The sequence below is a fragment of the Corallococcus sp. EGB genome (genome assembly GCF_019968905.1).
In the GTDB taxonomy this organism is placed as follows: domain Bacteria; phylum Myxococcota; class Myxococcia; order Myxococcales; family Myxococcaceae; genus Corallococcus.
Window position 1 is genome coordinate 4,691,313 of sequence record NZ_CP079946.1, and the last position, 21,252, is coordinate 4,712,564.

At 71.2% G+C, this 21,252-nt stretch carries 17 protein-coding genes; 5 read left to right on the forward strand and 12 right to left on the reverse strand.

Annotated elements, in window-relative coordinates; genetic code table 11:
- The first annotated feature begins 73 nt into the window (after window positions 1–73).
- The gene (locus KYK13_RS19660; RefSeq protein WP_223646418.1) at window positions 74–952 is read left to right on the forward strand and encodes a GGDEF domain-containing protein; all 879 of its coding nucleotides are present in this window, start codon (window positions 74–76) and stop codon (window positions 950–952) included.
- A 29-nt stretch (window positions 953–981) separates the two neighbouring features.
- Here KYK13_RS19660 and KYK13_RS19665 read toward each other — a convergent pair whose 3' ends face one another.
- Together KYK13_RS19665 and KYK13_RS19670 are read right to left on the reverse strand one after the other, a co-directional pair.
- Entirely contained in the window at window positions 982–3,066 is a 2,085-nt protein-coding gene (locus tag KYK13_RS19665; RefSeq protein WP_223646420.1) for a 1-acyl-sn-glycerol-3-phosphate acyltransferase, read from the reverse strand.
- Complete coding sequence (locus KYK13_RS19670) at window positions 3,063–4,034, reverse strand: SDR family oxidoreductase (protein ID WP_223646421.1); 972 nt, start codon at window positions 4,032–4,034, stop codon at window positions 3,063–3,065. Before KYK13_RS19670 ends, KYK13_RS19665 begins: the two co-directional genes overlap by 4 nt.
- 102 nt (window positions 4,035–4,136) lie before the next feature.
- Here KYK13_RS19670 and mutL point away from each other — a divergent pair, with 102 nt between their 5' ends.
- Window positions 4,137–6,035 (forward strand): DNA mismatch repair endonuclease MutL, encoded by a 1,899-nt coding sequence (mutL, locus tag KYK13_RS19675; RefSeq protein ID WP_223646422.1) that lies wholly within the window; start codon window positions 4,137–4,139, stop codon window positions 6,033–6,035.
- A gap of 4 nt (window positions 6,036–6,039) precedes the next feature.
- On the opposite strand, the gene KYK13_RS19680 is transcribed toward mutL, so the two are convergent.
- A complete protein-coding gene (locus KYK13_RS19680) occupies window positions 6,040–6,471 on the reverse strand; it encodes a YciI family protein (protein WP_223646423.1) in 432 nt (143 codons plus the stop codon).
- A 208-nt stretch (window positions 6,472–6,679) separates the two neighbouring features.
- Here KYK13_RS19680 and KYK13_RS19685 point away from each other — a divergent pair, with 208 nt between their 5' ends.
- The 3 genes from KYK13_RS19685 (at window position 6,680) to KYK13_RS19695 (ending at window position 9,192) form a co-directional block, all read left to right on the forward strand.
- A complete protein-coding gene (locus KYK13_RS19685; RefSeq protein WP_223646670.1) occupies window positions 6,680–7,417 on the forward strand; it encodes a hypothetical protein in 738 nt (245 codons plus the stop codon).
- Between the two features lie 176 nt (window positions 7,418–7,593).
- Window positions 7,594–8,580, forward strand: coding sequence for a tol-pal system YbgF family protein (locus KYK13_RS19690; RefSeq protein WP_223646424.1), 987 nt, complete (start codon window positions 7,594–7,596; stop codon window positions 8,578–8,580).
- Between the two features lie 102 nt (window positions 8,581–8,682).
- Window positions 8,683–9,192: a hypothetical protein gene (locus KYK13_RS19695; protein ID WP_223646425.1), complete on the forward strand. Its 510-nt coding sequence runs from the start codon at window positions 8,683–8,685 to the stop codon at window positions 9,190–9,192.
- Between the two features lie 12 nt (window positions 9,193–9,204).
- On the opposite strand, the gene KYK13_RS19700 is transcribed toward KYK13_RS19695, so the two are convergent.
- The 9 genes from KYK13_RS19700 to KYK13_RS19740 form a co-directional block, all read right to left on the reverse strand.
- On the reverse strand, window positions 9,205–10,842 hold the full coding sequence (locus KYK13_RS19700; protein ID WP_223646426.1) for a carboxypeptidase regulatory-like domain-containing protein: 1,638 nt from the start codon (window positions 10,840–10,842) through the stop codon (window positions 9,205–9,207).
- The gene (locus tag KYK13_RS19705) at window positions 10,839–11,408 is read right to left on the reverse strand and encodes a hypothetical protein (protein ID WP_223646427.1); all 570 of its coding nucleotides are present in this window, start codon (window positions 11,406–11,408) and stop codon (window positions 10,839–10,841) included. Before KYK13_RS19705 ends, KYK13_RS19700 begins: the two co-directional genes overlap by 4 nt.
- A 32-nt stretch (window positions 11,409–11,440) precedes the next feature.
- The gene (locus tag KYK13_RS19710; protein WP_223646429.1) at window positions 11,441–13,339 is read right to left on the reverse strand and encodes a sigma 54-interacting transcriptional regulator; all 1,899 of its coding nucleotides are present in this window, start codon (window positions 13,337–13,339) and stop codon (window positions 11,441–11,443) included.
- Between the two features lie 23 nt (window positions 13,340–13,362).
- Entirely contained in the window at window positions 13,363–14,358 is a 996-nt protein-coding gene (locus KYK13_RS19715) for a hypothetical protein (protein WP_223646430.1), read from the reverse strand.
- Window positions 14,355–16,406 carry a serine/threonine-protein kinase gene (locus tag KYK13_RS19720; RefSeq protein ID WP_223646431.1) on the reverse strand — a complete coding sequence of 684 codons (2,052 nt, stop codon included), beginning with the start codon at window positions 16,404–16,406 and terminating at the stop codon, window positions 14,355–14,357. Before KYK13_RS19720 ends, KYK13_RS19715 begins: the two co-directional genes overlap by 4 nt.
- Window positions 16,407–16,428: 22 nt before the next feature.
- On the reverse strand, window positions 16,429–17,526 hold the full coding sequence (locus tag KYK13_RS19725) for a 6-phosphofructokinase (protein WP_223646433.1): 1,098 nt from the start codon (window positions 17,524–17,526) through the stop codon (window positions 16,429–16,431).
- Window positions 17,527–17,687: 161 nt separating this feature from the next.
- A complete protein-coding gene (locus tag KYK13_RS19730) occupies window positions 17,688–18,167 on the reverse strand; it encodes a hypothetical protein (RefSeq protein ID WP_223646435.1) in 480 nt (159 codons plus the stop codon).
- Between the two features lie 76 nt (window positions 18,168–18,243).
- Window positions 18,244–19,251: a CPBP family intramembrane glutamic endopeptidase gene (locus KYK13_RS19735; RefSeq protein ID WP_223646437.1), complete on the reverse strand. Its 1,008-nt coding sequence runs from the start codon at window positions 19,249–19,251 to the stop codon at window positions 18,244–18,246.
- 88 nt (window positions 19,252–19,339) lie between these two features.
- Window positions 19,340–20,941, reverse strand: a complete 1,602-nt coding sequence (locus KYK13_RS19740) for an MBL fold metallo-hydrolase (protein WP_223646439.1) — start codon at window positions 20,939–20,941, stop codon at window positions 19,340–19,342.
- Window positions 20,942–21,252 lie beyond the last annotated feature (311 nt).

Below are 21,252 nucleotides of genomic sequence, written 5' to 3' on the forward strand. Positions count from 1 at the left end.
CGACCTCGTGGGGTGCCGCGTCTGGCCGTGAATTCGCTTTCACGAATTGCGCGGTGATACGTTTGGAGCCGTCATGGGCCAGAAGGAGACGGTCGTCACCGTCATCTCGAAGATCTCCGAGCGCCCCGTCAACCTGGACGCGGCGCTGGTGGTCATCTACGGCCTGGACCTGGGGCGCAAGTACGACCTGTCGCGTGAGGAGACGCTGATCGGCCGGTCGTCCAAGGCGGACATCCAGATTGATCAGGAGGCGGTGAGCCGCAACCACGCGCGCATCACCAACACCACCAAGGGCGTGCGCATCGAGGACCTGGGGTCCACCAACGGCACGTTCGTCAACGACGACGTCGCGTCCACGGTGCGGTCGCTGCAGAACGGCGACCTGGTGAAGATTGGCCGCACCATCTTCAAGTTCATCGCGGGCGGCAACATCGAGGCGGCGTACCACGACGAGATCTACCGGCTGACCACGATGGACGGCCTCACGCAGATCTACAACCGCCGCTACTTCGACGAGCAGGTGGACCGGGAGATCTCCCGCAGCCGCCGCTACGAGCGCGTGCTGTCGCTGGTGATGTTCGACCTGGATCACTTCAAGGAAGTGAACGACACCTACGGGCACCTGGCGGGGGACTCGGTGCTCAAGCAGCTGGCGTCCACCGTGCGCACGCGCATCCGCCGCGAGGACGTCTTCGCCCGCTATGGCGGTGAGGAGTTCGCGCTGCTCTTGCCGGAGATCAACCTGGCTGGCGCGCGTCAGCTCGCGGAGAAGGTGCGCAAGCTGGTGGAGCGGCAGCGCTTCGAGTTCGACAAGCAGGTCATCCCCGTCACGCTGTCCGTGGGCGTGGCCACGCTGGAGCCGCACCACCGCGAGCCCGCGGAGCTGGTGCGCGCCGCGGACGAGCGCCTCTTCGAGGCGAAGAGCCAGGGGCGCAACCGCGTCTGCGGCTGACGTCCCCGGCGGTTCCGCTCGAAGGCCGCTCAGCCCGTGAACACGGAGCGGCGCTCGCGCAGCAGGGCCTGGAGCATGCTCTGGATGGACTCGCGGGTGCGCTCGGTGAGCCGCTGCACCTCGCCCAGGTCGTCCGCGGCCTCCTGCGGCAGGCCGTCCATGGTCAGCGGCTCGCCGAAGCGGATGGTCCACTTGGCGGGCAGCGGGCCGGGCGCGGTGAGCGGCAGCGACGGGAACCCGAGGAAGCCCCCGGGGATGCGGCCCAGCAGCGGGGACGTCTCCTCCGCGCCCACGATGGCCACCGGGACGATGGGAGCGCCGGTGCGCAGGGCCAGCTTCACGAAGCCGCCGCGGCCGAAGCGCTTGAGGCGGTAGCGCTCCGCGAACGGCTTGCTCGCGCCCTGGTAGCCCTCCGGGAAGACGACGAGCGGGCGGCGCTCATCCAGCAGCCGCAGCGCGTTCTCCGGCGAGGCGCGCACGGCGCCCAGGCGGTTGAAGAGCGTGCCGAGCATGGGCGCGTGGAAGACCTGATCCTCCACCAGCCAGCGGGCCTCCAGCAGATCCGGGCGCTCTCGCAGCAGCGCCTGGGCCATCACGAGGCCGTCGTAGGGCAGGGCGCCGGAGTGGTTGGCCACGAGGATGGCGGCGCCGCGCGGCACCTGATCCACGCCCTCCACGGAGACGCGCCAGTACTGCTCGTAGAGGAAGTCGAGGACGGGCTGGAGGTTCTCCACCAGCTCCGCGTCCTTGCCGTAGTCGTCCAGCCGGCTGCCGCCGCCGGTGCCCAGGCTGGTGCGCACGGCCTCCACCAGTCCGTGCATGGCGCTCACCGCGCGGCCCAGGCCCTCGCTCGCGAGCGCCTGACCGGCGATCTCCTTCGCCAGGGAGAGCACGCCCGCGGCGCGGCCCGCGAAGCCGGGGGCCGGCGCGGATTCCTCCGGACCCTCGACGGTGGGCTCCTCCCGCTCCGGTGCCTCCTCGCGGGGGGCCTCGCCGGGTTCGTTCACGAGCGAAAGCGGCCGGCGGCTGGGTGGCAGCTCGTCGTGGGACTCGTCGGGCAGCTCCACCTCCGGCTCCACATCCGTGGCGGCGGCTCCCTCGATGAGGGAGACGGAGATGTGCACGCCGTCCTCTTCGACGCGCTCGACGCCGGTGCGCAGGTCGTCGTCCTCGTCGGACGCCCCTGGCGTGGGCAGGCCCTCCGGGTCACGGCGCCAGGCATCGGCGGTCCAGACGTCTCCGGGCTCCTCGGGGGGAGGCGGCACGTCCTTCGGATCCCGGCGCCAGGCGTCCGCGGTCCAGACCTCGTCCTCGTCGGCGTCGCGATCCTCCGCGGAGGAGTGGGTTCGCTCCTCGGGGTTCGGGGAGTGGCGGTCCAGCACCTCGTCCACGGCGACGCCCGCGGTGGCCTCGGCCACCTGGGTCGCGACGGCGGTGGCGACCTCCCGCTCGGGGCCATCGGCGTTGCCGTCGTCCAGCACCTGCTTCACGGCGGACTCAGCCAGCTCCGCGACCATCTCCGTCGCGAGCACGCGCTCGATTTCGCGGTCCGGGGTCTGGCGCCCCTCGAACAGCTCATCCACGGCCGTCTTCGCGGCGGCCTCCGCTGCGTCCGAGGCGAGCGCCTCCGTCAGGGCGCGATCCACCTTGCGCTCCTGAGGGAGCGCGCCTTGCGCCTCGTCCGCGAGCACCTGGGGCCGGGACGGACCGGGCCCGGCGGCGGGGCCCGGCGTGGAGGGCTCTCGCAGCGGAGCGGTCTCTTCACTGGGAGCGTGCGGCGCCTGGGCGCGGGTGTCCTGCTCGTGCGTCGCGCCCCCGCGCCCGTTCGCGCGGGCCTCGAACTTGTGGACCTTGGCGGCGGGCGTCCTCGGCATCGCAGGCGCGGCCTGCTTCGTCTCCGCGGCCTTGCCACCCTTCGGGGCCTTCGCCTGCGCGCCGGACTTCGACGCGCCGCCCTTCGCGGCCTTCGCCTTGCTCGCGGACTTCGCGCCCTTGCCGGACTTCGGCGACGCGGACTTCTTCGCGGCTTTCTCGGCCGCGTCGTCCTTCACCTCGCCCGTGCGAGGCGCGGCACCCCGCTGGAAGGGATCATTCCCGAGGACACCCTTGGTCATGACTGGCTCCTTCTGAGCGCCGAGGCGGCGTCCCTGACGTGGTGGAGGGGCACGAACCCCAGCGCGGACTCGGCGCGCTCCCCGTCCGCGACCCAGGAGTAATGCATGTAGTCGAGCAGGGCCACCGGCAACGTGCTCGCCCCTACCGCCCCGAGCGCGCGAAGTGCAGCACGAAACAACGGCCCCGGCAGGGGGAGGGGTCGTGCGCCCGCCTGGCGGATGAGCCCCGACAGTGGCAGCACCCCGCGCCCGACGATGTTGAAGTCCCCGGCGGCCTCCGCCCGCAGGGCCAGGTGCAGCGCCCGGCCCGCGTCCTCTTCATGCACCGCCTGCCAGAGCGGGTCGAATCCCAGGAGCGTGGGCACGACCGCGTGCGACAGCAACCGCGTCGCCGGATTGTCCAGGCTGGGGCCGAGCAGGGGCGCGAACCGCAGCACCAGCGTGCGCGTGTCCGGGTGCCGCTCGCGGAACGCGCGCACCTGGCCCTCCACCTCCACCTTGTCGTTGACGAACCGGCTGTTGGGACAGCCGAACAGCGGCGAGCCCTCACGCAGGAGCGCCGGGTTGTTGCCCCGCGCGCCGTACGTCACGGTCAGCGACGGCACCACCAGCCTCGGCAGACGGGCGCGGCCCACCGCCGTCAGCACGTTCATGGTGCCAATCACTTCCAGCTCGTGCGCCAGCGGGCCGTTGAGGATGGGCCCGAAGAGGAACGCCAGGTGGAAGAGGGCGTCCACGGGGCGCTCGGTGAGCGCGTCCGTCAGTTCCCCTTCCGCGTCGTAGCGGGTGAGGTCCACGCGGTGGAACTCCCCCTTGCTCATCCCCTGGGGCTCCTTCGTGTCCAGCACGAGGATGCTCTCCACGCCGGGATCGGCTTCCAGCCTCGGCAGCAGCAGCTTGCCGTAGTCGCCATTGGCGCCTGTCACCGCGATGCGCATCGGGCCCTTGCCTGCTTGGATCACTTCCATTCGCAGGGGCGGGTGTTAGCCCAGCCGTCCAGGAATGTCAGCCGAGCGCGCCCTTGATGTTCTGGACAACGTCATCCAGGTGGCGGAGGGTGGCTGATCGCCATGTCCCGAATCGCGCGCCTGAGCGACGTGCTCATCAACAAGATCGCCGCCGGCGAGGTGGTGGAGCGCCCCGCCTCCGTGGTGAAGGAGCTGTGCGAGAACTCGCTCGACGCGGGCGCGCGCACCGTGCGCGTGGAGCTGGAGGGCGGCGGGGTGGGCCGCATCACCATCTCCGACGACGGCCACGGCATGAGCCGCGAGGACGCCACGCTCAGCCTGGAGCGCCACGCCACCAGCAAGCTGCGCGAGCTGGACGACCTCTTCCACATCGACTCCATGGGGTTCCGGGGGGAGGCCATCCCCGCCATCGCCTCGGTGTCCCGCTTCACGTTGCACACCGCGGAGCCGGACGCGCACGAGGGCACCCGGGTCACGGTGGAGGGCGGCGGACCGCCGACGGTGGAGGACGCGCCGCCCCGCGTGGGCACGGTCATCACCGTGGAGGACCTCTTCTTCAACGTGCCCGCGCGCCGCAAGTTCATGCGCCAGGGCGCCACCGAGCTCAAGCACTGCGAGGAGGCCGTGGTGCGCCTGGCGCTCGCGCACCCGGAGGTCGGCTTCTTCGCCTCGCACGAGGGCAACGAGCTCTTCAGCAGCCCCGCCAGCGAGCATGATCCGCGCGAGCGCATCGCCGCGGCCCTGGGCCCCGCGTCCTTTCCGCACCTGTTCCCGGTGGAGGAGCGCCGGCTGGGCGTCGTCGTGACGGGCTACCTCGCGTCGCCGGAGTACACGCTGCCCAACGCGCGCGGCCTCTACACCTTCGTCAACCGCCGCTACATCCGCGACCGGGGCTTGATCAGCACCGTGCAGCGCGCGTTCCAGGACTACCTGCCCGCGGGCCGTCAGCCGGTGGTGGTGCTGCACATCGACGTGGAGCCCCGCGCGGTGGACGTCAACGTGCACCCCCAGAAGATGGAGGTGCGCTTCGCGGACGCCCGCGGCGTGCAGGACGCGGTCAGCGCGGCGCTGTCCCGCGTGCTGCGCGCGGCCCCGTGGCTGGGCTCGGCCGAGGAGCAGGCCGCGAACCCCCAGCCCCGCGACGCAGCCCACTACGCGCACGCCGTGGAGCGCTTCCTCACCCGCGCGCAGGAGGCCACCTGGGGCGCGCCGCTGCCCACCGCGATGGACGCCCCAGGCGGCCCTGGCGCCGGCTCGGGAGCCTCCATGCCCGCGCGCCCGCTGACGCCGTCCTACTTCACGCCGGGCGGCGGAGCCCAGGGCAGCGCGTTTCCCGGTCCGTTCCAGGGGCCGCAGGTGCCGGGACGCACGCCCGCGTTCGGCGAGGCCCAGCCCCAGCTCAACGAGGCGCCGCCTCCGGGCTATTTCGCGGCGCTGCGCCCCATGGGCCTCTTGGGCAGCCGCTTCCACGTATGTGAAGGCCCCGGTGGCACGCTGGTGGTGTTGGATCCGCACGCCGCGCTGGAGCGCGCGCGCCTCACCGCCTACATGCGCCGCCTGGACGAGGACACGAAGGCGCCGCCGCCGTCGCTCTTCGGAACGACGGTGGACCTGTCGCTGGCGGCGGTGAAGGCGCTGGTGGACGGCCGCGAGGCCCTGCTCAAGCTGGGCGTGGACGTGGAGCCCTTTGGCGGCACCGCGCTGGCCCTCAAGTCGGTGCCGCCGGGCCTGGAGGGCGTGGACCCCCGCGCGCTCCTGGAGGCCCTGTCACGCGCGCTGCCTCCCCGCAGCGCGCCGCTGGACGTGACGAGCCTCGCGGAGGCCGTGCGCGTGATGGCCTGTCACGCGGCCCGCCGCGCGTCCTCGGCGCCGCTCACCGACGCGCAGCTGCGCGCGCTGCTGGGCGAGCTGGACCGCGCGGACTTCACCCCCGCGTGCACGCACGGCACGGTGGTGGTGCTGGAGATGCCGCTCCTGGAGCTGGAGCGGCGCGCCCGCTGACGGCTCAGGCCTTGGCCTTGGCCTGCGCTTCCGACTGCGCGCGCAGCGCCTCCTCCTTCGCGCGGTGCTCGCCCGTGGGGTCGCTGGGCGCGAAGTCCTCCACGGAGAACACCTGGCGCACCTCCACCTGGCCGTCCTTGAAGGGGAGGCGGCGGGCCCAGGCGATGGCCTCCTCGCGCGACTTCACCTCGATGATCCAGAAGCCGGCGACCAGCTCCTTCGTCTCCGTGAAGGGCCCATCCGTCACCGTGGCGCCCTTGGCGGAGAACGTCACGCGCGCCCCCTTGGCGCTGGGGTGCAGCCCCTCGCCCGCGAGCAGGATGCCGGCCTTCACCAGCTCCTCGTTGTACCTGCCCATCTCCCCCAGCTCCTCCGAAGAGGGGAGGCGACCGGCCTCACTGTCCTGCGAGGCCTTGACGATCATCATGAAGCGCATGGGTGTATCTCCGGGTGCGTCGGGTTTGGAAATTCGGGGCGGAATGCCGATTCCAAAAGGGCGACGAATGGTAGTGCGCGAAATCGACACGGAGACGAACGCTCCGGAAAATTGACGCGGGAGGGTCCCCGGCTACGGTGTGCGACACGCCTGTAGCACCGGGCCGTCCATGCCCGGGCCAGCAGAAAGCCCCGGGTTCCGCGCCTTGATGCTCCGTCGTCTGCCGCTCGTCCTCGCCCTCGTCGCCGCGCCCACCCTCGCCCTTGCCCAGGAGTACGGCGACACCGGCGGAGACCAGGCCCCCACCAACCTGGACGGCGTGGGCCGCATCACCTTCCAGGCAGGCTACCGGCTCACCTCCAACGCCACGCTGTATGACGCCTGGTATGGCGCCAAGGGCCCGGGCAGTGGCCTGGAGCGCTCGGTCGAGTCGTCGGGCGCGCCCGTGGGCGCGGCCACGTTCGCGTACGCGATGTCGGACCTGGTGGAGGTGGGCATCGATCTGTTCGGCACCGCGCAGAACCTGCGCCTGACCGAGCCCCTGGGCGACGGCAGCACCGTGTCCCGCAAGGTCAGCACCGTGGCGTACGGCCTGCTCATCGGCCTGCGCTTCCAGGGCGTGCTCGACGTGGGTCCCCACGGGCTGGTGCCCTTCGCGGGCGTGCTCACGGGGCCCGCGGTCGTCTCCTCGACGCGCGAGGGCTCGTCCATCCAGGAGAAGGTCTCCCAGGCCTGGGTGGGCTCGCTCGGCACCACGCTCCGCCTGTCCGCGCACTGGGGCATCACCGCCGAGTACCGCTTCATGTTCATGCGCGGCCCCGTGGAGTCTCCGGACGCGGCGAAGTGGGGCGGGCCCTTCAGCTTCAGCAGCGGCGGCAACTGGTTCGCGCTCGGTGTCACCTACGCGTTCCCGCCGGATCCGTCGCGGCCGTTGTCCTCGTTCTAGGCTCGCGGAAAGTTCCAACGCGAAAGCAGGCGACCGCGCGCGAGGCAGGCACGCCGGGGAATGGTGGGCACCAAGAGCCCTGTTGGGGAGCGGAAAAAGAACCCGCCCCTCATCCCGGAGAGTCCCCTAGCATGCGTGAGTCGGCCGAAGTCATTTCCGGTCCCAGGAAGATGTCCATGCCCCCCTCTGAACAGCCGAAGACCGACGTCGAGAAGGAGCTCTCCGAGCTCCGCCGCGAGGTCATCGAGTCACGCAACCTCGTCATCAAGACGGACAACCTGCTGAAGAACCTCCACGCGGAGGTGAAGGCGGTGGGCAAGCGCCACGAGGACTTCCAGAAGCGGCAGTGGCTCTCCTCGGCCGTGGCCTACGCGCTCTTCGCGGTGCTGACGGTCGGTGGCGCGGTGCTGGTGAACAGCGCGCGCAGCTCCAGCAACACCAATGAGCGCGAGCGGCTGGAGAAGCAGGTGGCGGACCTCTCCTCGCAGCTGGAGAAGCAGCGCGCGGACAGCACCGCGCACCTGACGGCCCAGCGCGCCGCGAACGAGGTCTACAAGATGATGACCACGCTGCCGGGTGACGAGCGCCTCAAGGGCATCGACGCGCTGGTGAAGCTGGACACGTCGAAGCTGTCCTCGCTGGAGCGCCAGGCGCTCAACGACCGCGCCGCCATCCTGCGCCGCGAGACGGGCGACGCTGCCCTGGAGCGCGGGAAGATCGCCTTCCGCAAGAACGAGATGCCCGCCGTGGTGGAGAACCTGTCGCGCTTCCTGGCCATGAACCCGCAGGAGTCGGACGCGCTGGACGCGTCCTTCTTCCTGGGCACCGCCTACAACCAGCTGCGTCAGCACGAAAAGGCCGTGCCGCTGCTGGCCCGCTTCGTGGAAGGCGACAAGAAGTCCAAGACGCGTGACTACGCCATGCTGCTGCTCGCCCAGTCGTACCAGGAGACGGGCGCGTTCGATAAGGCGGCGGACACGGTGCGCGACGCGCTGGCCACGTACCCGGCCACCCAGTACCTGTCGCAGTTCCGCGGCCGTCTGAACTCCGCCAAGCGCGCCGCCGCTGGTGGCACCGAGGCCGCCGCGGTGCCCGCCGCCGCTCCGGCCGCCGCGCCCCAGGCCGCTCCGGCCGTGCAGGCGGCCCCCGTCGCGGGCCAGTAGGCCCCAGGCGGTCCGCCCCTCCGGAGGCGGGATTTGCGCTTCCGGACGGAGTTCAAGGGAAGGATTGCCACCCGGGGTCCAGGGTCGTAAGACCTGGACCCCGTGTCCGTTTCCGACTCGCCGAAAGACCCTCGCTTCCGCCGCTATCGTGGCGCCGCGTACGCGGTCCACATCACGCTGGCCTCGCTGGTGTCGGTGTGGCTCATCTGGAACGTGGGGCGCTCCGTCGCGGCGATGACACCCGGGCGGCCCCCGGAGGTGATGCCGCCGCTCACCGTGCGTGAGTGCCTGGACGCCGCGGACGCGCACTGGAAGGACCTGGAGTCCGAGCGCGAGAAGCTGGTGCACGTGCTGCCCGCGCGCAAGGTCGACCAGGAATGGATGCGCTTCCGCACGGACTGGCTGACGCGCGTGCGCAAGTCCGAATCCGAGTGCGCCCTGGAGTCGCGCGACCCCGCGCGCGTGGAGCTGCGCTCCGTCTACCGCCACCTCACGCGGGTGCAGGACCTCTACACCATCCACGCGGTGCAGTACGCGGGCGAGGTGGGCGGCGCGGTGGACGCGCTGCACGCCGCCTTCGACACCGCGCGCCGCAAGGACAGCGGCCGCTAGGACGCGCTTCCTTCAGCGCGTGGGCAGCACGGTGGAGTAGCGCCCCGTGCTGTCGGACACCGTCTGCGCGAGCAGCAGCGACGCCGGCCGTCCCGCCACCGTCACCACGCGGAAGAAGCGCACGGACGCGTTCGCCCCGATTCCGCCCGGCGCCAGCACCGGGTCCGGGGGGAGGGTGATGCGGCCGCTCAGCGAACGGCCCCGCGACAGCGTGAACGCGGCCAGCGTCATCACGTCCGACCCGAAGCCGCCGGGCGGCACGGTGACGAAGCGGCTGACGCGCGGCAGGTTCTCCCCGGGCAGGAAGTCCAGCCGGTACTCGCCCGGGTCCAGGGCCAGGGAGAAGTTGCCCTCGCTGTCGGTGGTGAAGGGCGACTCGAAGCCCAGCGGCGGCTGGGGCCAGCCGGTGAGGGCGCCCACGGGCTCCGCCACCACGCGCACGCCCGACGCGGGGCCCGTGCCCTCCGGGTTCTTCACGTTGCCCAGCACCGTCATGCGCGCGGGGCACGTCACGTCCGGCAGCGCCGTGTCCACCGCCGCCACCGCCACCGGCTGGAGCGTCAGGCGCGAGGGCGAGCCCGGCGGCGGGGAGATGACCAGCGTGAGCGGGGCCTCCGTGACGCCGGGCAGTGACTGGAGCTGGTAGCGCCCCTGCGCGTCCGTCATCACCGGCGCGCCCTTGAACGTGCCGCCGCCGGCCACGCGGCCCTGCAGCGATACGCGCGCGCCCGCCATGGGCGTCTGGCCGTCCGTCTCCAGCACGCGGCCCTCCACCTTCACGGCCGCGCCGGGGTCGCCCAGCTCCAGCACGAGCGGCCGGGTGGCGGACGGCTCCACCACGAAGGTCTTCCAGGGCACCAGGTCCTCGGCGTTCACGGGTGTCGCGCGCAACAGCACCGTGGCGCGCTTCGCGTCCTCGTCGGCGAGCACCAGCTGGAAGGCTCCGGTGCCGCGGGTCACGTGGACGCGCTGGGACAGCGGGCGCAGCGACTCATCCAGCGCCTGCACCTCCATGTCCGCGTCCACCCGCATCGTGCCCTGGAGCACCAGCGTCCCGTTCAGCTTCACCACGTGCGAGGCGGTGGGCAGGTCGAACGCCACCGTGCCGCCCGTGGCGGGGGCCACGGAGGCGGTGCGCGACAGCGGCGGCAGCGCGGTGTCCTTCGGCGTGAGCGTCACCGTGTAGTCGCCGCTGCCCACGGGCAGGGCCCACGCGCCGTCCAGCGGGTCGAGCGTCGCCTCGTAGCGCCGCGCGACGCCCGGGATGAGGCGGCTTTCGCCCGTGGCCAGCAGGTGGATGGGGGCGCGATAGGGGAGGGGCTCGGTGCCGCCGTCCGGCGCAATGGTGGTGCCTCGCGTCACGGTGCCCCGCAGGCGCACGGGGCTGAACAGCTCCAGGTTCTGCTCCGGCCGCAGCCGGTCCACCGGGAAGTCCTGCGCGAACAGGCCCGCCTTGGGCAGGGCCTGCACCTCCACCACGATGTCGCCGCCGGGGTCGCCGCAGCCGTCCACGAAGCACACCTGACCGGCGGCGCACTCCGCGTCGGAGCGGCACACGAGCTGCTCCGGAGGCGGTTCATCCTTCAGGAACGCGCACCCGGCCCCGGTCAGCCCGAGCGCCAGCGCCAGGGCCCGGAGCGCGCGCCTCACTGGCAGTCCCCCGCCACCGTGTTCACCACCCACGCATACGAGGTGACGAAGCCGGGGTCCTTCACCACGCCGCCATCCGGGAGGAGCACCTCGTCCGGCGGCGCCGGCTGGCGGTTGATGAGGTGCCGGTCCGTGACGAGCGCCTCCACCAGGTGGATGCCCGGCGGGGCCAGCGGGCTGTTGGCCGTGCGCAGGTCCACGTGCAGCGTGCCGCGGCTGTCGCGCCGGGGCTGGCCGGTGGCGGCGAGCGCGACCTGCAGGTCCGGCCCCTTGGGCGCGGCCGGGTTGTAGTCCACGTACCACTCCACGATGATCTGGTCGTCCACGTCCAGGTCCTCCACCACCACGCCGAAGTCCTGGGTGCAGCTGCCCACGCCGAAGGTGCGCAGGATGCGCTCGGAGGGCTCCACCTGCTCCTCCACGATGCGCGGCGGCCGGTTCCTGAACCGGGGCACGCCCTCCAGCAGCGCCTCGTCCTGGGGGATGAGGCAGCCCGAGCCCGTCGCGATCGCCGCCAGCACCAGCGCCGCCATGAGCGGCTGGAGGATGCCCCGGGACTGTCGCATCGCGTGACGGTGCATGGCGTGGACGGGGAACGCTATAGCAGTTCCTCGTTCTCGTCGGGAGGAAGCGGACCGCCCGTCTTCTCCGCCTCCAGCTTCTCCAGGTGGCGGAAGATGGTGCGCGGATCCACGCCCAGGTCCTTGGCCGTCTTGGTGCGGTTGCCGTTGTTCCGCGCCAGCACCTCGTTGATGTAGCGCTTCTGGAACTCCTCCTTCGCCTGGAGCAGCGGCATGATGGGCTCCAGGTTCTCCGGCTTGAGGTCCAGGTCGTCCGCGCCGAGCAGCGGCTTGTCCGCCAGCACCACCGCCTTCTTCAGGCGGTTCTCCAGCTCGCGGATGTTGCCCGGCCAGCCGTACTTCTTCATGGACACGGCGGCCGCGGGCGTGAAGCCGCGCGCCTTGGAGTTGAACTCGCGCGCGTACTTCTGGAGGAAGTAGCGGCCCAGGACGATGACGTCCTCGCCGCGCTCGCGCAGGGGCGGCAGCTTCACCGTGACGACGTTGAGCCGGTAGTAGAGGTCCTCGCGGAACGTGTTCCGCTTCACCTCTTCCTCCAGGATCTTATTCGTCGCGGCCACCACGCGGATGTCCACCGGCTCGCCGCGGTTCTCACCGACCTTGTAGACGACCTTGTCCTGGAGCGCGCGCAGCAGCTTCACCTGGAGCTGGAGCGGCATCTCGCCGATTTCGTCCAGGAAGAGCGTGCCGCCGATGGCCGCCTGGAACTTGCCGGGCCGGGTGGCCACCGCGCCGGTGAAGGCGCCCTTGGCGTGGCCGAACAGCTCGCTCTCCAACAGGTTCTCCGGGATGGCGCCGCAGTTCACCGTGATGAACGGGCCCTTGCCGCGAGGCGAGCGGCGGTGGATCTCCCGGGCGATGAGCTCCTTGCCGGTGCCCGTCTCGCCCGTGATCAGCACGGAGATGTCCGTGGGGGCGATCTTGTCGATGCGCTTGTACACGTCCCGCATGCCCTGGCACGCGCCCACGATGTCGCCGTAGCGTTGATCCTCCAGCTTGCGGCGCAGCTCCGTGTTGTCGAGCTTCAGGTCGTTCACGAGCAGCGCGTTCTGGAGCAGCAGGGACGCCTGCGCCGCGAACACGGTGAGCATGTCCAGGCTCTTGGGCTCGAAGCGGTTCACCAGCCGGTCATTGCCCACGTAGAGCACGCCGAACAGGTCTCCCTTGTGCATCACGGGCACGCACATGACGGAGTGGACCTTGAGGTTCACCACGGACTCGCTGGCCTTGAACTCCGGCGCGTCCAGCGCGTCCGCGACGATGATGGCCTTCTGGTCCTTCACCACCTTGGCGATGATGGAGTCGGACAGCTTCTCCACCGCGTCCTCGATGTTCTCCCGGGCCACGTTGCGCGCGGCCTTCACGCGCGGCTCGCCGCTCTCCATCAGGATGAGGAAGCCCTTGTCCGCGCGGGTGACCTCGATGGCCTCGTCCAGCAGGCTCTCCAGGATGCGGTCCACGTCGTAGCTGCCGAAGAGCCGCTCGCTGAACACGGTGAGCCGCTTGAGCAGCACCAGCTCGCGGCCCACCACGCCGGGCAGCTCCGCGGTGTGGGAATCCGAGGACGCGGTGGTGGCGGGGGAGAGGGGCACCTCGCGCTCGGGCAGGTCGCGGCGCGCGGGCTCGCGGAGGGCGTCCTCGCGGGAGAAGGTCAGCTCGGTGCCGCCCACCTTGACCACGTCGCCGGTGGAGAGCGCGTGGCTGTCGCGGCGCTTGCCGTTGACGTGGAAGGTGGCGCCCAGGCTGCCCACTTCATAGCGGGTGCCGTCGAAGGTGACGTGCAGGGCGCTGGCGGGGACGCTGGCGTCCTCCAGGAGCACGTCGTTGTCGGATCCCCGCCCCAGGCTGGTGATGCGCTTGAGCAGGGAGACCGTGCGGACCTTTCCATCGGGGGTGCGGACGGTGAGGCTGGCCATGGGCGGACTTTGCGTTTCGGGGGCTAGAACGTGAGGGAGAAGCCGGCGCCCAGCCCACCGCGGGTGGAGTACAGCCGCACGCGCGGCGGCGCGGCCTGGGAGACGGAGGGACTGGGTTTCGGTTCGGGGCGGGACTCGACGGTGGTGCTGGTCACCACCTGGTCCTCATGGTGGTAGACGGCGTCCACCACGCCCAGGGTGTAGACGGTGTAGAAGCCGGTGGCGGACGCGAGCTTGAGCAGCTGCCACGTGTCCGCCTGCCGGGCGCGGTCCGTGGGGATGTAGCGCACCGGAATGGAGGCGCGTCCGTCCTCGTCCAGCACGTTGTCCAGGTTGACGAGCCGCTCCTCGAAGAGCGAGTCGTACGCGAAGAACGCGATGATGCTGGTGAGGGCCAGCACGCCCTCGGTGGCGGCGAAGGCGATGCCCATGCCGTTGCGGCCCTGTTGGAACTGGCCGGCGCCGAAGGGGACGAAGTTGACCAGGAAGTTGCGCTTCTCCACGGTGCGCACGGTGACCTGGCGGGCCAGCTCCTCCGCGCGGCGGCGCTGCGTCTCCAGGGCGACGCGCTCCTGTTCCCGGCGCTCCTGTTCGGCCTTCTCGCGCTCCAGGCGCAGGCGCTGCTCCTGGCGGAGGAACTCGCGCTCGCCGGACATCTGGTTCTTCAAGTCCTCGAAGTAGGCGACGGCCGGGGGCGGGACGACGAAGGGGTCCAGGCTGAAGTCGGGGTCCAGCCGGAGCACGGCGCGCAGGTGGCGCTCCGCCTCCTCGGTCTTGTTGAGGTTGAAGGCGGACAGGCCCGCGAGCTTGTGCAGCTCCACCAGGTCGTCTTCCGGCAGGTCGCCCCGGTCGATGCGCTGGCCGGCGCGCTCCAGCACCTCGGCGTACTTGCCATATTCGAACGACGAGCGCAGGGCGGCGACCTCCGGATCCGCGGCCGTGGGCATCTGCGCGCGCGCGGACAGTGGGCCGAACAGGGCCACGAGGAGGACGAGGAGAAGCAGCAGGCCGCGGATCATTCGGGCGCCAGGCTCCCGCGCAGGGTGGTGGGCTTGCCGGGCTCCAGCAGGACGACGCGCTTCTCCGCCTTGTAGCCGGGGGAGGAGATCTCCACCTGCACGCGGTGCTGGAAGCTGGCGGGGCCCCGGGGGGAGCGGATGTCGAACGGGTGCTGGAGGCTGTCGCTCGCGGTGCGCTCCACGTCTCCCACGCGCACGGTCGCGTCCGGGGGCTGGTAGTCCATGGAGAGCTGTGACGGCTTGAGCAGGGCGCGCAGGCGGAAGACGTGATCTCCGTCCGGTTTCACGTCGATGGTCTCCGTGGCGTCCTCGCAGTAGCCGCAGGACACGATGACGGTGTGCTCACCCGGGGTGAGGTGCAGGTCGTGCTGCGCCAGCTGCTGGGTGCCGGACGGGCCGCCGTCCACGCGGATGGAGCCGTAGGGGCGCACGAGGATGGACACGGGGATCCGGCCACCGCGCGGGTGCCTGGGGTCGTCCTGCGGCTCCACGCTGGCGACGAGCGTGGGACGCGAGGGGGCGCGATCCGGGGAGGGGGGGAGGCGCGGAGAGGTGTCGCCCTGGGACGCGGGGGCGTCGCGGCCGGTGCCGCCCATGCCCTGCGCGCCGGAGGGGCGCGCGCCGTTCGGAGGGCCCGTGGTGCCACCCGTGGCCTGTGCGCCGCTCGGAGTGCCCGGCGCGCCGTTGACGGGGCCCGTGACTTGCGTGCCGCGAGTGGGGCCCGTGCCGCCAGGCGAACCCGTCGTGCCTGCGGTGTCCTGTGCGCCACGGGCGTTGCCCACGGCCTGCGAGCCGGTGTCGCCGGCCTGCGCGCCCTTGGACGGAGCGGCGCCGGCCGCGAGCTGAGAACCCGGTGCCTTCGAACCTTCGGCCTTCGGTGTCTCGGGCGAGCTCGCGTTCATCCGGTGCAGCTGCCAGCCGCCCAGCCCCAGCGCGAGCGCCACGCCCGCACCGATGCCCACGCGGATGCCGCGCCTGCGCCAGGTGCGCCGCCGCTGCTGACGCTGGAGGCCCTTGAGCAAGCCCAGCGCCCGCTCGTTCGTCGCGTCCAGCGCGAGCACCTGGTTGAGGCACGCCAGCGCGCGCGGCGTCCGCTTCTCCTCCAGCTGCCGCTCCCCGCGGTCCAGGAGCGCCGCGACGATGCGCTGGCGCGCGAGCCGCTGGTACGACGGCGGATCCGCGAAGAAGGAGATCAGCTCCTCGCCCACGCGGGGGAAGCCCAGCCCCGCGAGCGCATCCGCCAGCGCGTCGCGCAGCTTCCCCGCGTTGGGATAGCGCCGCGACGGGTCCCGCTGGAGGCACGTCGCGCAGATGTCCGCCAGCTCGTCCGACAGCGCGGGCACGCGGCGGCGCGGGTCCTCATAGGCCCCGTCCAGGATGCGCTTCAGCGTCGCCGTGGTGTTCGACGCGGTGAACGGCAGCCGGCCCGTCATCAGCGCGTAGAACATGATCCCCAGGCTGAAGACGTCCGCCTCGGGCCCGGCCTCCAGGCCTTCGATGATCTCCGGCGACATGTGCGCGGGCGAGCCCACCAGCGCGCCCGTCACCGTCATCCGGTCCTCGATGTCCAGCAGCCGCGCGATGCCGAAGTCCATGAGCTTGAGGACGCCGTCCTCACGCACCATGACGTTCTCCGGCTTCAGGTCGCGGTGGATGACGCCCGCCTCGTGCGCGTGCGCCAGCGCCGCCGCCAGCTCGTGGATGATCATCGCCGCCAGCTCCGGCGGCTCCAGCGGGCCTTCATCCAGGTACGTCTTGAGCGTCCGCCCGCGGATGTACTCCGTGACGATGAAGGCGTCGTGCGCCTCCGCCGAGGAGAAGTCGAACACCTCCAGGATGTTGGGGTGGTGCAGCTTCGCCACCGCGCGGGCCTCGCGAGCCAGGCGCCGCCGCGACTCGTCCTTGCCGGCCAGGTGCGGGTGCAGCACCTTCACCGCGACCTCGCGGTCCAGGGCCGTGTCCAGGCCCTTGTACACGACGCTCATGCCCCCGGAGCCCAGCTCCTCCAGGATGCGATAACGACCGATATGGCGGCCGACGAGCGTCATGGCGTAGGCGCGTGCGCTCCCCTCAGTCCCCGAACCCGATGCCCATGCTCCGCGCGAACCGCACCAGGTCTCCCTGGACGTCCACGCGTCGCTCCTTGCGCGACTCGCTCAGCGGCACCGCGACGACGTCGTTGTTCCGCAGCGCCACCATGTGTCCCCACTGTCCGTCCCGCACCAGGTCCAGCACCTTGCACCCGTAGCGCGTGGCCAGCACCCGGTCCGCCGCGCTGGGGCTGCCGCCGCGCTGCAGGTGGCCCAGCACCGTGACACGGATCTCCGCGTCGATGTGCCGCGCCAGCAGGTCCGCGCACACCTTGCCGGAGCCGCCCAGCCGCACCACGCCCCGGCCCGGGATGTCCGCGGCCTCCGCCAGCACGGACAGCGCGCCGCCCTCGGGATAGGCGCCCTCGGAGATGGCGATGATGGAGAAGCTGCGCCGCCGCGTGGCCCGGCGCTTCAGCGTCTCCAGCACGGACTCCACCCGGTAGGGAATCTCCGGGATGAGGATGAGGTCCGCGCCGCCCGCGATGCCGCTCTCCAGCGTGAGGAACCCCGCGTGGCGGCCCATGATCTCCACCACCATCACGCGGTCATGCGCCTCCGCGGTGGAGTGCAGCCGGTCCAGCGCCTCCGTGACGATGAGCCGCGCGGTGTCGAACCCGAACGTCTGGTCCGTGCCGGACAAGTCGTTGTCGATGGTCTTCGGACACCCGACGACCTTCAGCCCCTTGTCCGCCAGCTGGTGCGCGATGGAGAGCGTGCCGTCCCCCCCAATGGCGACCAGGCCGTCCAGCCGCAACTCCTCGCAGCGGCGCAGGGCCTGGTCCGACAGATCCATCTCCACCCAGCCGGAGCTCTCACGCACCGGGTAGGAGAACGGGTTCGCCTTGTTGGACGTGCCGAGGATGGTGCCGCCCTTGGGCAGGATGCCGCGCGTGTCCTCCACGCCGAGCGGGCGGACGAGCTCTGGCTCCACCAGGCCCATGTAGCCGTTCTCGATGCCCACGAACGAGTGGCCGAACTCGTGCACCCCTCGGCGGACGAGGCCCCGGATGAGCGCGTTGAGCCCCGGGCAATCACCACCGCCGGTGAGGACACCAAGTCGTAGAGGTCGGGCCATGGGAGCGCGCGGAAAGAAAGTCGGACGCGGGTGTCAGTGGGAACGGGCGGCACTATGACAGCAACGTCGGTGCGGATTGTAGGTGCCACCCCAGGGGGGTGCAACGCACGAATCAGCGGGGGAGGTCGGATCCGCGCACGCTGGAACGCCGGGACGGCCCCTCAGTCGCGCTTGAGGCGGCGCCGGGAGGCCAGGCGGTCCAGGAGCGCCTGGAGCCGGTCCTCCTTCTGCGCGGGGAGGGCCCGGTCGGTGGGGGACTGTACGGGCATCTCCCGGGCCATCCGGTACAGCTCCTCCAGCCGCTCCAGCACCAGCTCGTTGCCGGGGCGCTCCTGCAGTGCGCGGCGGTACGCGGCGGCGGCGCCCACGTAGTCGCCCAGCATGAAGAGGCGCTCGCCCTCCTGCATGGGCGAGGGCGGGGCCAGCGGAAGGCGCTGGGGCTCGCGCACGCGGTTCTTCAGGTGCTGAAGCTCCTGCGGCTGGAGGCTGTCGCGCAGGTGGGCCACCTTGAGGGCCAGCGCCTCCTCGCGGGGGAAGGCGGCGAGCAGGTGTTCGAAGAGCTCGAACGCTTCCGCGAGTTCGCCCCGGCGCAAGGCGCGGTCGGCACGTGCTTCCATGTCGGCCCGGACGGCAGGGGTCATCTCGCGCGGGAGAGTAACTGGACCCCGCCCGGGATGTCACATTCGGAAAAGCCGGCGCTCGCCGGGCCGCAAGGGCTCAGGCGGGCGTGGCGGCGGAGCCCTGCATCACATCGCGCTCCGCGCTCCGGGCGCTGCGCCGCCAGTGACGGAAGAGCCACGCGGCGACCACTCCGTGAAGCAGCAGGCCGAAGACGCCCTCGCCGTTGAAGACCCAGACCTGACCGCCGAAGAGCCCCGGCCGGCCGTTGTAGACGCTGCCGAAGAGGAGCGGGTTGATCAGGTTCCAGCTGATGTGGAAGAGGGCGGGCGGCCAGATGGAGCGCGACGCCATGTAGAGCTGCGCGAACACCACCGCGGCCGCGGCGATGGACAGGAGGAACGTCACGTTCTGCGCCGTGTGCCCGCGCTGTGTGGAGGAGAAGACGAGGGGCAGGTGGAAGGCGGCCCACACCGGCATGGTGAGGGCCGCGGCCACCGCCGGCCGGTCCATCCACCAGCGCAAGAGCGTCCCGCGCCAGCCCACCTCTTCGCCCAGCTCGCTGGGGACGCCGAAGCCCACGACGGGCCACCACACCAGCGCCGCCAGGCCGTAGCGCAGCCAGCGCCAGCGCTCGGGCAGCTTCGCGCCCAGCTTCTCCACCCAGCGCCAGCGCACGGCCGCCGCGGCCAGGAACCACGTCACCGTCAGCGTCCAGAACAGGAGGATCATCACCGGCACGGTGGCGAGGCCCGTCACGCCGAACGGCCCCTTGAGCAGCTCCGGCTGGTACCGGACAAAGGCCGCGTCCCCGGTCACGAACCGCACCGCGTAGGCCAGCGGCGCGATGACGGCGCCGTACGCCAGCGGCAGCGCGAGCCCCAGGAACCACCACTTCCAGCCGGGGAAAGCGAAGCCCACCGCGGACGGAGGCTCACGCCGGAAGAACCACGAGCACCCCAGGCCCACGATGCCGGGCACGCACATCATCCAGCGAATCAGCCACGGGGACTTCTCACCACCGGCGATGAACAGGACCGCCATCGTCCAGCTCACCGCCAGCGTCACCGCGATGAAGGTGAGGGTTTCTTTCCGGGGATTCCTCATGTTCCCGAGCATACCGGTTGGGCTCGTCCCGTCGAGCCCGACGTGGCAGGGGGGAGGGCGGACGGCCCGCCCCGCGCCCGGGTGCGTCTCAGGCCTTGAGGTGGACCTGCTGGGCGCCCTGGAGCCGCTCGGCCTGGAGGCCGCGCTCGCGGGCGGTGGTGAGCAGCAGGTCGGACTCCTTCATGCGGGGCGTCTCCGGCGTGGCCGCGGGCCCGATGATGTGCTCCATCCAGGGCTCCAGCCCCATGGCGTAGTTGAAGAGCCGCTTCGCGCCCACCAGCTCCAGCAGGCGCAGGCCCTCCGTGGAGTTGCTGCCGCGGCAGCGGCGGTTCTTCTCCAGCTTGCGGTCGCGCTTCTTGGGGAAGAAGCCCTCCATCATCCACGTGTGCGGCGCGCCCTCGATCTCCGTGTTCATGAAGACCGTATGCAGCTCGCCCACGGTGCTGCGCAGGTCGCGGTAGGTCGTCTCGTCCACGCACATGGAGTCGGCGGCGAAGAACAGGCGCTCGTCGCCGGTGCGGATGATCCACGCCGTCTTGGCGTGGGCCACGTCGCCGTGCTCGCCCATGAACGGCGCGGCGATGATCTCTCCGTCCGCGATGGGCAGGGACTCGTAGAAGTACGGCTCCAGCACGTTCTTGAAGCCGAGCGACCTGGCCAACAGCCGCGGCGAGTAGTCACCGGCCAGGGCGCCGCTGGCGCGCGGCACCATCAGCGTGCCGATGCGGTGGCGCAGGCGCAGCAGCGTCTCGATGTCCAGGTGATCCGGGTGGCTGTGCGTGATCAGCACGTAGTCGATGCGGCGGGGCAGGTCCGCGAAGGACATGCGCTCCAGCGGGCCCGTCTTCTCCGGCCGCACCGGCACCACCGCGTCGATGAGGATGGACGTGCCCTTCCACTCCACCAGCACGCACGCGTGGCCCACGTAGCGGATGCGCACGCCCGGCCCGTTCCAGGTCTCGGGAAGCGTCTGCGGCGCCTCGGTGAGCAGGGGCATCAGGTCCGCGTCGGACTGCACCGCGTCGCCCAGCACGTCGCGGATCCACTCCAGGGGCTTGGGCTCCAGGTCCAGGCTGAACAGCTTGTCCAGGCGCTCGTCGTGGAACGGAACCTTCCAGTCCAGCTGCCCCGGCCCCATCAGGCGCGGCGTGGTGAGCAGCGAGTCGCGCTCCGCGTCCGTCTTCAGCCGGCGAAGCCGCATGGACTGCAGGTCCGTCTTGTGGTGGCGCCCGCGATACAGCAGGCCCTCGTGCACGCGCATCGACGGGCGGTTCACGTAGTCGTACACCAGCTCCACCACGCCCTTGAGCGGCTCCGGCAGCCGCGCGTACAGCGGCTCCAGGGACTGGCCCTTGGCCTCCGCCAGCAGCTGCGTCTGGAACTCGTCGAACGCCTCCGCCAGCTTGATGCGATCCTCCTGCGCGGCGGTCATCCGCTGCATGAGCGCCCGCACCTCGTCCGCGCGCTCCGGCGCGATGCCCACGAAGGAGCTGCCGCTGAGCGCGGGGTCCTTCGCCGCCTTCGCGTGGAAGTCCGGCGTCTGCAGGTAGGCCTTCAGCAGGGGAAGCAGGTAGGCCTGCAGATGCAGGCTCGCGGGCATGGGGGCCACCGTCATCCACCAGGCCTGGAAGTCCTGGACGAGCGGTTCAACGAGGGTGGCGTCCGCGAGGCGATACAGGGGAACGGTCATGGTGTGCGATCGAGAAGGCACCCACACCCGGACTCGATTCACTGCGGTTCCAAAGTGGGAACTCGCGGAGTCAATGAAGGGTGGGGTGAGCGCTGAAGAGCAGGAAGCAGAGCTGCCGAGCGAATTTGTGCGATTCGAGCAAATTGTTCAAGAGCGGTAGAACCCAATCGTAGTGGTATTCTCGTATCCAGTTCTGCTTTCCCGGACACATTTCAAGGGTGCCTGTGTCACGCAGTCCGTGCGTGTCACACGGGAAGTCGGCCCGCTGAAGCCCGTGTCATGTGCTCCGGCCTTCCTTGATGGGTTCCTCC

What these genes read in the sequence shown, in the direction of transcription:
- mutL (WP_223646422.1), top strand. Translation starts at nt 4,137, where the DNA reads ATGTCCCGAATCGCGCGCCTGAGCGACGTGCTCATCAACAAGATCGCC.
- KYK13_RS19705 (WP_223646427.1), bottom strand. Translation starts at nt 11,408, where the DNA reads ATGCGACAGTCCCGGGGCATCCTCCAGCCGCTCATGGCGGCGCTGGTG.
- KYK13_RS19660 (WP_223646418.1), top strand. Translation starts at nt 74, where the DNA reads ATGGGCCAGAAGGAGACGGTCGTCACCGTCATCTCGAAGATCTCCGAG.
- KYK13_RS19710 (WP_223646429.1), bottom strand. Translation starts at nt 13,339, where the DNA reads ATGGCCAGCCTCACCGTCCGCACCCCCGATGGAAAGGTCCGCACGGTC.
- KYK13_RS19680 (WP_223646423.1), bottom strand. Translation starts at nt 6,471, where the DNA reads ATGCGCTTCATGATGATCGTCAAGGCCTCGCAGGACAGTGAGGCCGGT.
- KYK13_RS19740 (WP_223646439.1), bottom strand. Translation starts at nt 20,941, where the DNA reads ATGACCGTTCCCCTGTATCGCCTCGCGGACGCCACCCTCGTTGAACCG.
- KYK13_RS19725 (WP_223646433.1), bottom strand. Translation starts at nt 17,526, where the DNA reads ATGGCCCGACCTCTACGACTTGGTGTCCTCACCGGCGGTGGTGATTGC.
- KYK13_RS19685 (WP_223646670.1), top strand. Translation starts at nt 6,680, where the DNA reads ATGCTCCGTCGTCTGCCGCTCGTCCTCGCCCTCGTCGCCGCGCCCACC.
- KYK13_RS19720 (WP_223646431.1), bottom strand. Translation starts at nt 16,406, where the DNA reads ATGACGCTCGTCGGCCGCCATATCGGTCGTTATCGCATCCTGGAGGAG.
- KYK13_RS19665 (WP_223646420.1), bottom strand. Translation starts at nt 3,066, where the DNA reads ATGACCAAGGGTGTCCTCGGGAATGATCCCTTCCAGCGGGGTGCCGCG.
- KYK13_RS19715 (WP_223646430.1), bottom strand. Translation starts at nt 14,358, where the DNA reads ATGATCCGCGGCCTGCTGCTTCTCCTCGTCCTCCTCGTGGCCCTGTTC.
- KYK13_RS19730 (WP_223646435.1), bottom strand. Translation starts at nt 18,167, where the DNA reads ATGACCCCTGCCGTCCGGGCCGACATGGAAGCACGTGCCGACCGCGCC.
- KYK13_RS19690 (WP_223646424.1), top strand. Translation starts at nt 7,594, where the DNA reads ATGCCCCCCTCTGAACAGCCGAAGACCGACGTCGAGAAGGAGCTCTCC.
- KYK13_RS19735 (WP_223646437.1), bottom strand. Translation starts at nt 19,251, where the DNA reads ATGAGGAATCCCCGGAAAGAAACCCTCACCTTCATCGCGGTGACGCTG.
- KYK13_RS19670 (WP_223646421.1), bottom strand. Translation starts at nt 4,034, where the DNA reads ATGGAAGTGATCCAAGCAGGCAAGGGCCCGATGCGCATCGCGGTGACA.